Annotated in this window: 1 protein-coding gene; it reads right to left on the bottom strand. The window is 73.7% G+C overall.

Going from position 1 to position 419, the window contains the following annotated elements:
• Positions 1–419: ANTAR domain-containing response regulator (locus tag AC066S_RS39645; RefSeq protein WP_478272038.1), on the bottom strand; the 419-nt coding region annotated here is incomplete at both ends.

Raw genomic sequence — 419 nt, 5'->3', positions numbered from 1 at the left:
CCTGCAGGGCGCCGCGCGCGTCGGCCAGTTCGGCCCGCAGCGCCTGCTCGTGCTGGAAGCGCGCCATGGCCACGTCCAGGATCGGGCGGATGCGCTGGGGCGCGAGGCCCGCCACGATGTACGCGGTGACGCCCGCGGCCACCGCGTCCTTGACGTGGGTGGTGTCCTCGTCGTTGGTGAAGAGCACGATCGGCCGGGGCGCCTCGCGCGTGGCGAGCACGACGTGCTCCAGCGCGTCGCGGGCGGCGCTTTCGGCGTCCACGATCACCATGTCCGGCTGCAACTGCGCGATGCGGTCGCTGAGGAACACGTCGGCGGGCAGTGTGGCGACGAGGTTGTAGCCGTTTTCCAGCAGCCCGATGTGCAGCGCCCGCGAGCGCCCGGCCTGCGCGCGGGCGTGCTCGTCGTCCTCCCCGGCC

Source organism: Bradyrhizobium sp. CFUWI (genome assembly GCF_056429085.1).
This window is presented reverse-complemented; position numbering and strand designations above follow the sequence as displayed.